The sequence below is a fragment of the Erwinia sp. STN24 genome (genome assembly GCF_041320675.1).
Lineage (GTDB): Bacteria > Pseudomonadota > Gammaproteobacteria > Enterobacterales > Enterobacteriaceae > Erwinia > Erwinia aeris.
Genome location: NZ_JBGGPM010000001.1, coordinates 14,532 through 28,581 on the forward strand (window position 1 = coordinate 14,532; position 14,050 = coordinate 28,581).

Consider the following 14,050-nt stretch of genomic DNA (forward strand, 5'->3'; position numbering starts at 1 on the left):
TTATAATGGCACAAACTTTTTTAGGTAATCTAACTTCCGTCTGGATTACTACAGACAATATTAATACTGATCCAAATGCAAGTTCTTTTGAGAAAGTACAGAACCTTGCAGCATTCCCTAGCTTTGGTGAAAGTACATCAGTAAGTAGTACCGAAACGTATAACAGCGAGTACGTGCAGAAGACAACCGGAGATAGCTCATATGCAGATATGACGGTTGAAGTTAACTATGTACCTACAGAGCACGCAACGATAGATGCAATGGTTAATTCTCAGGCACTGGTACAGGTTAAGGTAGAGATGCTTGATGAAGGGGCTAACGATACATCGGTTAACTACGTTGTCTATAACGGTTACTTTACGTCTTACTCTGATTCTTCAGATGCTAACTCTGTTGTTACTCGTTCCTACGTATTCAGCCCTAACCAGATGGTATCAAGCGGTATTCTGGACGAGTCCATAGTAGTACTTAACCGTGGTGATTGGGGCTTAGGTTCTAACGGGGTAGAGTTCCCCAGCTATCAAGGCCGTGATGGTAACTCGTTCGTTAAAGTACCTTCTTCAAGTACCAGTACAGGTACAGATATGCTTGGTATCTCGAACCTTGATAACAACAATGGTACTCAGCTTGTAATCAGCAAGACGGGTACACCAGTTATCAACGTGCGTAACTTCTCCAGCTCCAGTACTGGTTCATGGTACAAGGTCTACACCAGTGCAGACAAACCAACACTAAGTGAACTAGGTGCAGCAGCCGCGACGAGTCTAGCCAACTATGTACCGATCACACGTACAATCAACAGTAAGCCGCTCAACGCGAACATCACATTGCTTGCAGCAGACATTACTGATGTGTACTCAAAGACTCAGACAGACAATAACTATGTACCGAAGGTCTTTCAGTTAAATGGTCATGCTCTATCAGGTACTTCACTAAACCTTGTCGCAGCAGATATTTTAGATGTGTATTCGCAGACGCAGGTTATTACTAACTTCGTTGCAAAGACCACTACAGTAAACGGCGTAGCATTATCAGGTAATATTACTCTAACGGCAGCACAACTAACCGATATGGCAAGCCTAAGTTATAGTAATAGTACTTTTGTCCCTAAGTCATTCTTGATAAACAACAAACCGCTTTCAGGTACTAATATTCAGTTAGTAGCAGCGGATATTGCAGATGTTTACTCGCGTACTCAGGCTAATGATCTCTTCGCATTACGTATTACTACCGTTAACGGCTATGCATTAAATTCTAACGTTACTCTGAACTTTGATGATGTTGGGGCATATTCTAAAGCACAGGTTGATGCAAAAGACAAAGCACTACAAGCTAACATTGATACTAAAGTAACAATCACAGACGATTTACTAGTACTAAATACCGTAGCAGACACTCTAGAACTTGATATGTCAGACGGAAAGCGAGTATTCACAGCTACATTATCAGTAGCAAGTACACAGGTAAGTATTATTAACGCCAGTGGTAATAAGAAGAATAGTCAGACAGTCACGATAGCACTTACACAAGGTACAGGTGCAAATAAAATAGAATGGCCTTCAAATGTAATTTGGTCTTATGGCCGTACTCCTGTTCTTACTTTTACTAAAGATTCGGTTGATGTTTTTCAATTCTTGTCAGTAGATGGGGGCAGTACCTGGTACGGATCTCTACTAATGGCGGATCTTCACTAATGATCAGAAAAGGAAATATAAGTAATGCCCTTCAGATGATGGAAGGGCATCTAAAATTTTTAAGTCGCAATACTGGACTAACTACAGATAATAAAACAGAACATTATGTAATCAATCCTGATTTTGTTATCGCAAACAACAGGCATTTTATTGCTGAAACTGGTTGGGAGGCTCAACCTGAAGGGGATAGCCCTACAGAAAGTGCGGCTTTAGGGATATTAGGTGCAATATATGCATACCAAGCTACAAAGGGATCACACTACTTAGAACTGGCAAAAAATTTGTTTAATGGTTATCACAAAGCGTTCTATAGAGGTGTAGCTTTTCCTGATCCAGCGGATGGTTCACTTCGTTGCAACTGGATATGTAACGGTAAAGCTCCTGTACTGGCACACTATCCCCTAGATCCAGAGTACCCAACACATGGTGGATTCAAAGGTACTTTGTTCACCTGGACGAACGGACAAACACAGATACCTTCAGGTGCACCACATTACGGTAACTATCTCGATGCTGTATGGTTCGCTTTTCCAGAACGTGCAGGCTTAGGATGGAATCAGGTAAACGCTACCGTATATGCATGGTTAGCTGATGAAGACTCTATTGATTGGGACACTAAAGCACCTACCTATGATGTTGACTGGATCATAGATCGTACAGGACGCAAGGTAGACAGTAACGGTGATGTACTGGCAGAAGGTCTAACAAACCAGATAGGTACTGTTCAGCTCAAAGATACTTCAATCAACGGTAATTACCGCTTTAACTATGCGACACGTAACCCTGTAGAAGAAGGCGGTTATCTCTTAGGACGTAATGAACGTTGGCACAATCGCCCGGTACACGTACCGATTGATAACTATGGTTCACTGGACTTTGCAGACAATGCTTCAGATGCTGAACTCTGGTTCTGTCATGCAAGTAAACTACTTTGGGACATTACCGGAGATAGGCAGTACTGGTTAGCCTGGCAGAACTCACTACTTACCTGTATCGGATACTCTGATATAGACAAGTACGATATGTTTTTCAGAAAATCTACACAGGCAATTAGCCCTTTTACTGATGGTATCTCATATGATTATTTCTATCCCAGCGATCAAGTAGCGAGTTATTCGCGTGATAGCGATGGATATGTAGTAATAAATCAGAATGCTTCAGCACAAACCACTTTAGAGCAACAATCTATTTGGTTTAAATTCAACAATAGTAGTAATTTCTATGTTGAATATGGCGGCTTTGATACTACAGGAACCTCACTAAGTCTAGGAGTAGCTCTAACAGTTAATAAAACAAAAACAGATAATGGATCAGTAAAATATCGTTGTGGTCTTCCAATCACAAATACGGATGGAAGCATTACCGCTATGAATATCCCAATGAATCATTTTACGCGAATCAATAAACCTGATGGCGGGCAATACCTAACCGCAGATATGCGTATGATTTCTGATTACGGTGATAACACAGTAACTAAACTAGAATACCAAAGCGGCATTGCAGGTACTTATTATGATAACGTCATTACCAGTACTATGGACAGTGACGGTAGTTCTACAGTAGGTTTCTGGATATTTGACAATGAAAAGCAGGATTTAATATCTTTCACTTATCGTACTTACAACGATGATTTCAACATCAGGATTACAGATGATCTTGGTTGGCGTTGGTGGGCTATGTTACCTGCAAGTAATAGTGCATGGGTTACACAAACCTTCTCTGTACTGAACTTCAAACTAAGTTCCTATCAGCCAGATCATGAAGAGGGTGATGAACAGCCGGGACAACCAGTACTGACCGGACGAGAAGAGTTTACGCTACTACTCGATACTGATCCTGTAGATGGTGTGTCAGGCCGTATTGACTGGTATTGCGTAAATGATTTACCCGCATTGTATGATGATGGCGGTACTGGCGATTACTCTGTACTGGTCAGTTTGACGTTTAATGATAGTACTGGTAATGGCTATACGGCACGGTTAGGTGACTGTGTAATTAAACAATATATGCTTGATAGTCTTGCATATACTCCTGGACTTATACCATTCAGTTCAATTACCGATCCATATGCAAATTTATACTCTGGATGGCGTGGACTACCATACCCTGGCTATCAATTGCCTACAATCTGGTGTTTTCAAGGTACTACTATTGATGAAACCAGATTAAATAACAGTATTAGATTTTTATGTGATGCTCAGAACTGGTTTACTAATAAATTTCATCCCGCTGTACCTGGTCCATGTGCTCAGGCTTTTGTATGGAACAGACAAGACGCATTAGCGTACTTACCGGATGGAGAACAACCAGATGTGTTTATTATGCAGCACTGGTATGAAGAAGCCTGGTCAGGGTATGAACCTCGTGCTTTCTATGCCGGGTGCGATGTAATACATGAATTATACAAACGTGGTGATTATACGATACCGAAAAATATTATTACCTATTGCCAGAACTGGATGAATTATCTGAAATGGTTCATGAAGAATAATGATGGTCATGCACCTACAAGATTCAAAGATGATGGGGAAGTACTCTATGATGGCTTTACTGGTCATATGTCTGGATTGTGGTTAGCGGGTGCTTCATTGATGGCTATTGCAGGTTATCCAGATCATGAATTACTGGATTTACTCTTTACTGAGATTCAGAACAACTATGATGTAGTTTCTGCTAATCATGTAATGAATGGTGGCTGGTCTTCAGCTATCAGAGGTGGTGATCCTACAACAGCTAAAAACAATTCGATGTATTTTGGTTTTTACACAGGTGAGCTACTTAGAGGTTTAGGACTATATACTAAGTACTACAACCTACATATATAAATAATACGGAAGGGTAAAAAGGATTTTACCCTAAAAATAAAGGAATATTAAATATGGCTTTTAATACTAACTTCGTTGGTAATAACGTAACGGTAGAAGTTGCAGACGCTCCTGCAAATGGTGGTCAGGCAACTACTTATAACTTAGTAGAAGATCTTGCAGCATTCCCACAGGCAGCAGGTGCAGAGTCTACTGTAATTAGCGTGAACGTGTTCGGTGAACAATATGCTAAAAAACTAATCGGCTCGCGTTCTGTACCAGATCTAACAATTTCTGTTAACTGGAAGCCGGGTGCAACTGGTCAGGAAATGCTTGCTACCGCTGCTTCTTCTCAGAAACTAGTACAAATCAAAGTAACTTATTATCAGAACATTGCAGATAAAGACGGCCCTGCATATTACAGCATTATAAATGGTTACGTGAATTCGGATGTTGTGAATGGTGATTTTGATGCTGTGGTAACTCGTGATTTTGTTGTGTCGGTTACTGGTGCACCTGTAGCCGTTGGTCAGGTATCTGGCAGCTAATAACTCTAAACTACAACTTCTAAAAATAAATCAAGGAATATAATAATATGGATATTGCAAATCTAATGAAGGCTATTGGTGTTAAGATGACGCCTTTTGAAGTAGCACAAGGCATCACTGTTTATATCAAACTACCATCAGTAAGCAAGTACTCTGAATGTTCTGATCCCTATAAAACAATCTTTTATTGTGTCGTGGATGAAGAGGGCAAGCAGATTTTTGATTCAGCCGAACAGGTTGAACATAAAGTTGATATGACTGTACAAGTAAAATTGAATCAGGAAATTAGCCGCTTATTCGTTGAAGCTATGAATATTGAAGATGTAGAGTCAAAGTAAGAAGCGACCCTTTTCTTAAACTATCACTAAAAATGTTAATTCAAAAAGGGTGTAGTGTGGATGAACTCTGCACTATGCCCTTTGATCTTTTCGTGCACTTATATGTGTATGAAGAGATAGTAAATCCTTCTTCTGCGAAAGTAGAACAGATCCGGCATACAGAGCTACTTCAAGCTATCTGGCTTAGTACTGGAAACATCAAAAAAGAAGATATACATAAATTCAGCATTACGGAACTGGATAGTTTAAACCTCATTTCTATGAAAACAATTAAAGAACAGAGTGATGAAAGGGAGAAGAGGATCGCAGAACAACAGAAAAATAACATGCTTAACTGGATGGGGATAAAATCTAATGGCAAGTAATCAATCATTAATATTTGAAATCAGAGGTGATGAAAGCGGTTTACAGAGGTCATTGAAAAATGCAGGTAACGGACTATCAGAATTCGGTGATAAGGCTGGCGGTATCTTTGGTGATCTTGGAAGTAATATCACTACTATCACAGGTCAGCTCTCAGGGTTCAGTACTGGTTTAGTTGGGGTAGCAGGTAGTGTAGGACTAGTTGCAGCCGGTATCTCTGGATTACTACTATCAAGTAATGAGTACGTAAAATCTTTGAATGAAGTATCACGTGCATCAGGACTATCAGTAAAAGAACTACAGCAACTTCAAAGTACATTTCAGGGCTTAGGGTTGGATATTGAAAAGTATGGTGATATTAACCGTGATGTACTTGATCACGTGGGCGATGCTTTCGCTAATGGCGGTTCTATTGCCGATGACTTGAAAAGCGTTGGGGTAAATGTTCAGGATATGAATAAGTACCTTAATCAAAGTGACGGCGGTATTAAAGCTATTGCCCATAGTTTCTATGAAATGCAAAAAGCAGGAAAAACTACAGCAGAAACTACTTTCTTACTTGAATCGATGGGTTCAGATGCATCAAAGCTTGTAGACGTGATGAAGCAGTACAAGAACGAAACAGAACTGATGAATGCTATCTATTCTCAGCACGCAATACTTACTGATGACAATGCGAAAAAATATCAGGAATTTGATAAAAAAGTTGCTTCATTAACTACTTCATTTTCTCTGTTTAAGGCTAATGCTCTTGCACCTACTGTAGATGAACTTAATACCATACTGAACATCCTTAACGGAGATGGCTGGACTACTAACAAGTTTACCGATTGGGCTAAGCAGTTCTGGTATGGCGGTGAAACGGCGATTGCTAAAGCTTTCCGTAAGCTTGATGGTGTAGGGGAAGTTGGGTACAGCATAGACGTAACCGCCAAGCTAACCAGCCAGGCACAAGATCTACTGGACTTTGTGAACAACAATACCGGTACTAAGAAAACGGTAGAAGCACCTAAAGGTGGTTGGGTAGATAAGGACGCTGAAGCAGCTAAGGCCAAAGCCGCAGCGGAGAAAGCAGAAGCCGAACGTAAGAAGGCAGAAGCCAAACGCATTCAGGCAGCAAAAGTACTACAGCAAACTCTAACTGGTATCGCCGGATCTGGTGCAATGGCTCAGGTACAGCAGTTCAATCAGGCACAGAACGATATAGAAAAACGCATCAGGGATAGTGCAAAGACGTTAGGTAAAACTGAAGCTGAAACTACTGAAATGTTGAAGCAGCAGTACGAGAACCGTAAACGACTATTCAAAGAAATGACGGATTCAATGCTTCAGGAATCTGATCCTAAAAAACTTGCACAAAATATTGCAGCAATTGGCGGGCAGAACGTAAACGGTACACAGCTAACAGATATTCAGAATGCACAGAATACACGATTAGGAATTGACAATACTGATCCGTTTAAGATGCAAGCAGATCAAAGTACTTTAGATAAAGTTCAATCTGACGGACAGGCAGAACTTGCATTAAACCAGCAGTTATACGAACAAAAGCTAGTATCTTTCCAAGACTATCAAAGCCGTATGGCAGCTATCAACACTTCAACTAATAATAAAATGCAACAGGCAAACATTGATGCTCAGCAGAAAACATTATCTATGTATGCAACTGGTGCACAAAACCTAGGTACTATGTTATCAGGTGCATTTGGTGAAAGTAATGCAGCAGCACAGGCAGCTTTTGCAATCAGTAAAGGTATCGCTATCGCACAAAGTATTATCAATATTCAGCAGGGTATTAGCCAGGCTATGTCTTTGGGCTGGCCTATGGGTATTGCAGCAGGTCTTAAAGTTGCCGCAGAAGGTGCAAGTATTATTAGTACTATCAAAGGTACTTCAATTCAGGGACAGGCTCATGATGGATGGGACAGCTTACCGAGTACAGGTACTTATAATCTAGAAAAAGGTGAGCGTGTTGTAGGTAAATCACTGAACCAGGATTTAACGAAGTATCTTTCTAATCAGGGCGGTAATAACTCAGGTGATATTAAAATTGAAGCACCATTGATTATTCAAAGTTCTGGTAATATTTCTGATTCTGATTTTCAGGCTATGTGTGACAAGCACGCTGATACTATCACACAGGCAGTGCGTAAATCTCAAAAGAATAACGTGTAATAAATAATTCAAAGCCCGCATTATGTGGGCTTATAAAAGGATAAGATATGACTTACGAAGAATTTAAAAAATTACTGGGCGAACACACTGATAAGATTATAAAGGTTGTGCTTAAATCAAAAAAGAATAACGTTCAATAAATACCGTGAAGCCTACAAGGAGTGGGCTTTTTAGAAAAGGAATATTCACATGTTAAATAATGCACTAATCAGTGATTACACTTTAACAGATAACATCCCCCAATATCAGAATCAAACCTGGTCAGGGGAAACTATTACACGAATGGTAGGTACTCAATACTTCAGTCTCAGCTTTAAAATCACTCTGAACAAAAAAGACCGTGCAGAACTCGCTAACTTCCTTGCCTTATATGGTAATGGTAAACCTTTTGATATGTCTCTAGGTTGGTGGGGTACTTACAGCGGTACACAGAACGCAGTGATTCAGGCAACGGCGGCACGTGCAGCAGGAGCTACTTCAATTGCTGTAAATTCAAATAGTCTGGAAGTAGGTAGCCTTGTTCAGTTCAATGGACATAAGAAGCTATACCGCGTACTAGCCAATACAGGAACCACTATCACTATTTTTCCTGGATTAGTTAACAGTATCCAGACAAGTGAAGTTATGAAGTACAACAACCTTCAGGGATCATTCATCCTTACCCCTCAGAACTCAGCTTATCAACTTCCTAGTACTAACGTGATTGAATTCACTGTACAGGCTACAGAAAATATCAGGGGTTAATTATGGCTATACCTGATAACGTATTAAACAACCCTGAATTAGTATCGTACTGGAATCTTGTCAGGGGTGATCATAAAACAGCATTGACAGAAAAAGAACTATATCAAAGTGGCATAATGGTTAAGCTAATCGATGTATTGCCACCACAGGGAAGTAACATCTATATTACTGACGCGATAGTAGAACAGAACTATAACGGTATCGTATATAAACCTGTACCTGATTTACTCGATACAAGCTTTGCCAACTATGTAGAAAAGAACCAAATCAACAATAACGGTACTACTTTCAAAGTAAGTAATGTCAGTCAGGACTATCTTTCTATGGCATTGCGTGGGCTATGGAATGATGCAAAGGTTAATATCTGGATGGCTATTGTTAATCCGGCTAACGGCTCAATCCTTTATGCTTACCGTATCTTTAGTGGTTATGTTGACTATTTCAGTTCTGATTTCAACAACAGCACTCAAAGTACTACTAACGAAACTACCGTTAACCTTAATAGCCTCTGGAAGAAGTTAGATCAAACCCAACGTTTACTATCAAGTACCAGTATTCATCAAAGCTTACATAAGGGTGATAAGTTCTTTGACCTAATCGGCATACTAAATAGTTCAGAACAAAACTGGAAGAGTAAGTAACAATGAAGAACGGATTCATAACAGAATACCTTAGCAGTCTTTCAGAGCAACCATTAGTTTATGGGGTGAATGATTGCCACATTATGGTATTAACAGTAATTGATATGATTTGCGGTACTACTTACCGTGATGAAATCTACGAAAAGTACAGTAACCCAACAGAAGGTAGAAAGTATGCAAAAGAAAATTGCTCTTTCCCTACGCTATTGGGCTTGTGCAAAGAAAAAGGTCAGGCAGTAACTGAACCATTGGACGGGGATATTATTCTTGCTTCTGGTCACAGTACGGTGTACTGGCGTGGGAAAGTTATAACGCTATCAGAAGATAAATCAAAATATATCGTTTCATATTACTACCCACAAGAAAAACAAAAAATATACAGATTCAAAGGGGAGTAATATTTTATGGCAATTGCAGCAGTAGCTGTAGCAGTAATCGCAGGTGCATCAGCGGCAGCCGCCGCATATGCCGCAGGACTTGCATTACTCGCTGTAGTAGCAATAGGTGTTGGTGCAGCCGCTCTATCGTATATCAGTTCATCGCAAATGATGAGCGTTGGTCAATCGGGGGTATCGTATCCAAGTACCAGCAGTACTAACGCACGATCAACAAGCCCAAGTACCGGTATCCCGATCAGTTATGGCGGTTCTAACCGTAACGCAACAGAGGATGCATACAACAAGTTAGGCTCTATCGTTGTATGGCAGAACGTATACAAGGGAACCTCCAATACTCTCTGTACCGTGCACTGTATCAGTATCGGGGAAGTAGGTCAGGTGCCGGGTGCACAGTCTGGCGGCGTAATCAAACAGATCTATATCGATAACAGCCCTGTACTGATAGATGGTGCATACATCACTACTGAAGGTCAGATACCTACTTCAATGATGATTGAGAAGTACCGTAAGTACCTTCAGTTAGAAGTACGCTTTGGTAAACCTTCTTACGGTGGTTCTATGACGCTAGCACGTCAGTACGGCGGTGATCGCTGGACTGATGATATGCGGGGTGATGGACTCGTACAGATTTGTAGTGTTATCAAGAAAACCAATGATTCTTTGATTGACGGTATTTTGACTAATGAGAACTATACGCTATCAGTAGAGATGAAAGGGCGGTTGATCTATGACCTAACAGATAATGTTAAAAAACCTAGTTCTAATCCACCAAGCCAACTTTATGATTTTATCACTAATACAGAGTTTGGTTTCGGACTTGATCCAAATGATATTGATATTACAAGCTTTAGGCAAATGGCACAGTATTGTTCTAATAATCATTTCTATTCGAACGGCTCTATCCAGTACGATAAAAGTTTCAAAGAAAACATTGAAGCAATTCTATCTACTTTTGGGGGTGTACTATATGAATCAAACGGTGTGCTTTACCTTACAGTAGATGCACCAGATATACCAGTACAGCATTTCGATGAAAGTAATATTCTTGGTTCAGTGAACGTTACTACAGGTTCTAAATCTGACTACTTCAATACGATGGATAGTACTTATACTAACCCTGATAATGATTTTTCTCAGGATATTATACGATTCCCTAGTGATGCAATCAGTAATGAATCTATTGCAGCAGATGGTTATATCATCAAGAAAGATTTAAATTACCTATGGGTACTTGATAAAACTCAGTTGGCAACTCTGAGTAATATCGAACTTCTTAAATCGAAGTACATCAGCAATACGATTACATTCAATACCTACATAACCGATATGAAGGTATTCGATGTTTTCACTATTAGTTTCAAAGAAGCTGGTTTTAGTAATAATAAGTACCGTGTAGTTTCTCGTACCGTACCAATGACAGTAGATAAATCAGGTATCGTTCAGATCACCGCGATTAGTTATGATGATGGTATCTATCAGGGGAAAGATCCTGGTAAGTTCCCACAGGATGGATTGACTAACTTACCGTCACCAACATATGTATCACCACCAAGTAACTTACAGGCACAACGCTTAGGGGCTACTGTTTCAGGTAATGCAGTATTGCTTACATGGGACCTTAGTCAGGATACATCAGTACGTGGTTACAAGATTCGCTATAAACGCAGCGATTCCGGTACTTGGGTCAACATCGGTAATGTAGGGCCGTATACAACCAGTTTTGAGATTTTAAATCTTCTGCATGGGGTTCAGTATGACTTTGCGATTGAAGCCTACAACACCTTGGGTTACACCTCAGAACTTATAGCTATCTACAACCAAACACCGCAGGTAATCTTTGCTTTACCGAAGATCACCAGCCTGGACATGGTGAACGATGATGTAGGGCTAAACCAGACCTACGCACAGGATTTTATTTTTACATGGGATGATCAGAGCGGCTTAGCTGTGAACGGTAAGACATTCGCAGATTTTTTTAAGTACTATGAAATTCGTGTGTATGACCGCTACCGTAACTACATCAAGTCGTACTACACCACAGTAAGCAACTGGACGTATACCTTTGCCATGAATACCAGTGATGGCCTAAGCCGCTATCGTGTATTCGGTATCATCGCACATGGTTACGGTACTGGTATCTACAGTGAAGAAGTACAGATCGAAGTAAGTAACCCACAGCATCCACAGGTATTAGGTATCACATTACGTAGTGGCTATGATTCAGTGTTCATTGACTGGACAGAATCTAACGTACCGGATTACTCAGGTATCGTTATGCAGATTGCGAAAGATGAAGGTTTCAGTTCAGACGCACACTACTTCAGTAGCTCTAACCGCTACAGTGCATCTTTCGGAGTTGAAGACGGTTCCTGGTTTGCACGTATTGCGGCTTATGATGTGTTCGGACAGGATGAACTTGTATGGTCGCCTACCATCGGCTTTAACCAGAATACGAAGGTTCCATACTCCAAGCTGAATGATGATGTAGTAGATGGTCTACTTAACAGTGATACAGCAACAGGTATCGTTGAGAAACAGATCGTTGATCAGCTTGGTTCCCGCTGGCAGGTACAGGTATCGAACAATGGAAACGTAACAGGTATCGCACTTGCAGCAGATGAGAAAGAATCTGTGTTTACGGTTATGGCAGACCGTTTCAGCATCATCAGTACAGATAGTGCAAAGCAAAGTGATAAGGTCTATCCGTTCGTAGTACAGGGTGGTAAGACTTACATCAACTCAGCAGTTATTGCAGATGCAAGTATCAATACCGCTCAGATAAACAACTTAGCAGTATCTACCGCCAAGATTCAAAACGCTGCAATAGATAATACTAAAATTGCAAATGCTGCAATTCGTAATGCACATATCATGAATGGTGAAATTGATTCTGCGAAGATTAGTCAGCAGATACAATCCAGTAATTGGGATGGTACTAACGGTTGGATGATCAATAAGAATGGTAATGCTAACTTTGGTAACGCTACTATTCGCGGTACGATTTATGCAAATAGTGGTGTATTGAACAACGTTACCATTAACGAGAACTGTAATATATTAGGTACTTTAAGTGCTACAAGAATCATAGGTGACATATGTAGGCCACAGTCTACAGGTATCTCTTCAATACCTTTTTTATGGGGTTCTAAGACGGTATCAGGTGGACAACAGGCACTACCGCCTGTAGCGAATCAACACTATGTAGCTTTGCGGATTCGTGGAGAAGATTTTGATCGTATACTAGATAGTAACGCTACAATATCAATGGCATCTAGCGAAAGACAATATTTTTATGTACGTATGGGTGGTGATGGAATTGGCCTAACAAACTTATTCTATTACGATGCAGGTAACGGCGGTTCAAGCACAGCTTACAGGTTAAATGGTATCAGTATTCCGGCTGTTGGCCGTGGTAGATGGAATTATATATACATAATGTGTACTACTGATCGTAGAAGTTATGCAGCCTTAAACATTCCTACTGATTTTCAATCTTTCGTATACCGTGCAGGCGATCAACCTTTATATAACTAATAAATACTTTGGCACATGTTGTGCCAAGATAATAAGTATAAAAGGAATGATATGATTGCTACTATAAGTGCGATTGGTTCATTAATTGTTGCTGTACTTGTTCTGCTATGGACAGTCTACCGTGATTCTTCTTCTGATAACACAGTGTTGGAATCACGGATTAATGGCGTTGAAACTAAGGTGGCTCTAATGAAACAATCATTAGTTGCATTAGAACAAGAACAGGATCAGATGAAAAGTACTCTGAAGAATCTAGAAAATGGACTACATGAACTAGATCTGAAGATTGAAAGGATTCTAACAATTCTGGATACCAAAAAATAATTAAGGGGCGTAATGCCCCTTTTTTTATTTGTTTACTAACTGTTCTAACATATCGTTTAAGCGATTTGGTGTCTGTACATACCACCGGCTGTCTTTTGCCTGTTTAATGGCTTCTTTGTAATCCTGCACTTTCAACGCAGCAATCATCTTCTTAAACTTCTGAACGCCAGCTAACCCAAGTTGGAAAATCATAATGATCATGAAGTCTTGCCAATCGTTAGGAAGATATAGACCAAGCTTACTGTACTGGATTTGTGCTGTCTGTATGTCCTGTTCTAGCAAAGCATCAGCTTGTGCTTCTGTAATGCCCTGTGAATAATCCAGGCTGTTTGCCATCAAATGACCATAGCCGATAGTTTCGTATCCCAATGAATCTTTGTATGGGTAGAACTTACCATTTTTAAAGTACTTTAATTTTGCCTGATACTCTCTAGTACCTTCGTATTGTTTTAATCTGTTTTTTAATTCCATTCACTAAATACCTTTA

General features: G+C 40.0%; 12 protein-coding genes. 11 read left to right on the plus strand and 1 reads right to left on the minus strand.

Going from position 1 to position 14,050, the window contains the following annotated elements:
* Positions 1–5 precede the first annotated feature (5 nt).
* From ACA373_RS00090 to ACA373_RS00140, 11 genes are all read left to right on the plus strand, one after another.
* Positions 6–1,694 carry a hypothetical protein gene (locus ACA373_RS00090; protein WP_370733812.1) on the plus strand — a complete coding sequence of 563 codons (1,689 nt, stop codon included), beginning with the start codon at positions 6–8 and terminating at the stop codon, positions 1,692–1,694.
* Positions 1,694–4,519, plus strand: coding sequence for a hypothetical protein (locus tag ACA373_RS00095; RefSeq protein ID WP_370733813.1), 2,826 nt, complete (start codon positions 1,694–1,696; stop codon positions 4,517–4,519). Before ACA373_RS00090 ends, ACA373_RS00095 begins: the two co-directional genes overlap by 1 nt.
* A 53-nt stretch (positions 4,520–4,572) precedes the next feature.
* Entirely contained in the window at positions 4,573–5,046 is a 474-nt protein-coding gene (locus ACA373_RS00100) for a hypothetical protein (RefSeq protein ID WP_370733814.1), read from the plus strand.
* Positions 5,047–5,093: 47 nt separating this feature from the next.
* A complete protein-coding gene (locus ACA373_RS00105) occupies positions 5,094–5,384 on the plus strand; it encodes a hypothetical protein (RefSeq protein WP_370733816.1) in 291 nt (96 codons plus the stop codon).
* A gap of 56 nt (positions 5,385–5,440) precedes the next feature.
* Positions 5,441–5,749, plus strand: a complete 309-nt coding sequence (locus ACA373_RS00110) for a hypothetical protein (protein ID WP_370733818.1) — start codon at positions 5,441–5,443, stop codon at positions 5,747–5,749.
* Positions 5,739–7,922, plus strand: coding sequence for a hypothetical protein (locus ACA373_RS00115; protein ID WP_370733819.1), 2,184 nt, complete (start codon positions 5,739–5,741; stop codon positions 7,920–7,922). Before ACA373_RS00110 ends, ACA373_RS00115 begins: the two co-directional genes overlap by 11 nt.
* A 189-nt stretch (positions 7,923–8,111) precedes the next feature.
* Positions 8,112–8,666, plus strand: coding sequence for a hypothetical protein (locus tag ACA373_RS00120; RefSeq protein ID WP_370733820.1), 555 nt, complete (start codon positions 8,112–8,114; stop codon positions 8,664–8,666).
* A gap of 2 nt (positions 8,667–8,668) precedes the next feature.
* Positions 8,669–9,307 carry a DUF2163 domain-containing protein gene (locus ACA373_RS00125; protein WP_370733821.1) on the plus strand — a complete coding sequence of 213 codons (639 nt, stop codon included), beginning with the start codon at positions 8,669–8,671 and terminating at the stop codon, positions 9,305–9,307.
* Positions 9,308–9,309: 2 nt separating this feature from the next.
* Complete coding sequence (locus tag ACA373_RS00130; protein ID WP_370733822.1) at positions 9,310–9,705, plus strand: hypothetical protein; 396 nt, start codon at positions 9,310–9,312, stop codon at positions 9,703–9,705.
* 6 nt (positions 9,706–9,711) lie between these two features.
* Entirely contained in the window at positions 9,712–13,239 is a 3,528-nt protein-coding gene (locus ACA373_RS00135) for a fibronectin type III domain-containing protein (protein ID WP_370733823.1), read from the plus strand.
* Between the two features lie 51 nt (positions 13,240–13,290).
* Positions 13,291–13,563, plus strand: a complete 273-nt coding sequence (locus tag ACA373_RS00140; protein WP_370733824.1) for a hypothetical protein — start codon at positions 13,291–13,293, stop codon at positions 13,561–13,563.
* A gap of 24 nt (positions 13,564–13,587) precedes the next feature.
* Here the strand turns inward: ACA373_RS00140 and ACA373_RS00145 are convergent, their stop codons facing one another.
* Positions 13,588–14,034: a glycoside hydrolase family protein gene (locus tag ACA373_RS00145; protein ID WP_370733825.1), complete on the minus strand. Its 447-nt coding sequence runs from the start codon at positions 14,032–14,034 to the stop codon at positions 13,588–13,590.
* Positions 14,035–14,050 lie beyond the last annotated feature (16 nt).

What these genes read in the sequence shown, in the direction of transcription:
- ACA373_RS00090 (WP_370733812.1), top strand. Translation starts at nt 6, where the DNA reads ATGGCACAAACTTTTTTAGGTAATCTAACTTCCGTCTGGATTACTACA.
- ACA373_RS00095 (WP_370733813.1), top strand. Translation starts at nt 1,694, where the DNA reads ATGATCAGAAAAGGAAATATAAGTAATGCCCTTCAGATGATGGAAGGG.
- ACA373_RS00100 (WP_370733814.1), top strand. Translation starts at nt 4,573, where the DNA reads ATGGCTTTTAATACTAACTTCGTTGGTAATAACGTAACGGTAGAAGTT.
- ACA373_RS00105 (WP_370733816.1), top strand. Translation starts at nt 5,094, where the DNA reads ATGGATATTGCAAATCTAATGAAGGCTATTGGTGTTAAGATGACGCCT.
- ACA373_RS00115 (WP_370733819.1), top strand. Translation starts at nt 5,739, where the DNA reads ATGGCAAGTAATCAATCATTAATATTTGAAATCAGAGGTGATGAAAGC.
- ACA373_RS00120 (WP_370733820.1), top strand. Translation starts at nt 8,112, where the DNA reads ATGTTAAATAATGCACTAATCAGTGATTACACTTTAACAGATAACATC.
- ACA373_RS00125 (WP_370733821.1), top strand. Translation starts at nt 8,669, where the DNA reads ATGGCTATACCTGATAACGTATTAAACAACCCTGAATTAGTATCGTAC.
- ACA373_RS00130 (WP_370733822.1), top strand. Translation starts at nt 9,310, where the DNA reads ATGAAGAACGGATTCATAACAGAATACCTTAGCAGTCTTTCAGAGCAA.
- ACA373_RS00135 (WP_370733823.1), top strand. Translation starts at nt 9,712, where the DNA reads ATGGCAATTGCAGCAGTAGCTGTAGCAGTAATCGCAGGTGCATCAGCG.
- ACA373_RS00140 (WP_370733824.1), top strand. Translation starts at nt 13,291, where the DNA reads ATGATTGCTACTATAAGTGCGATTGGTTCATTAATTGTTGCTGTACTT.
- ACA373_RS00145 (WP_370733825.1), bottom strand. Translation starts at nt 14,034, where the DNA reads ATGGAATTAAAAAACAGATTAAAACAATACGAAGGTACTAGAGAGTAT.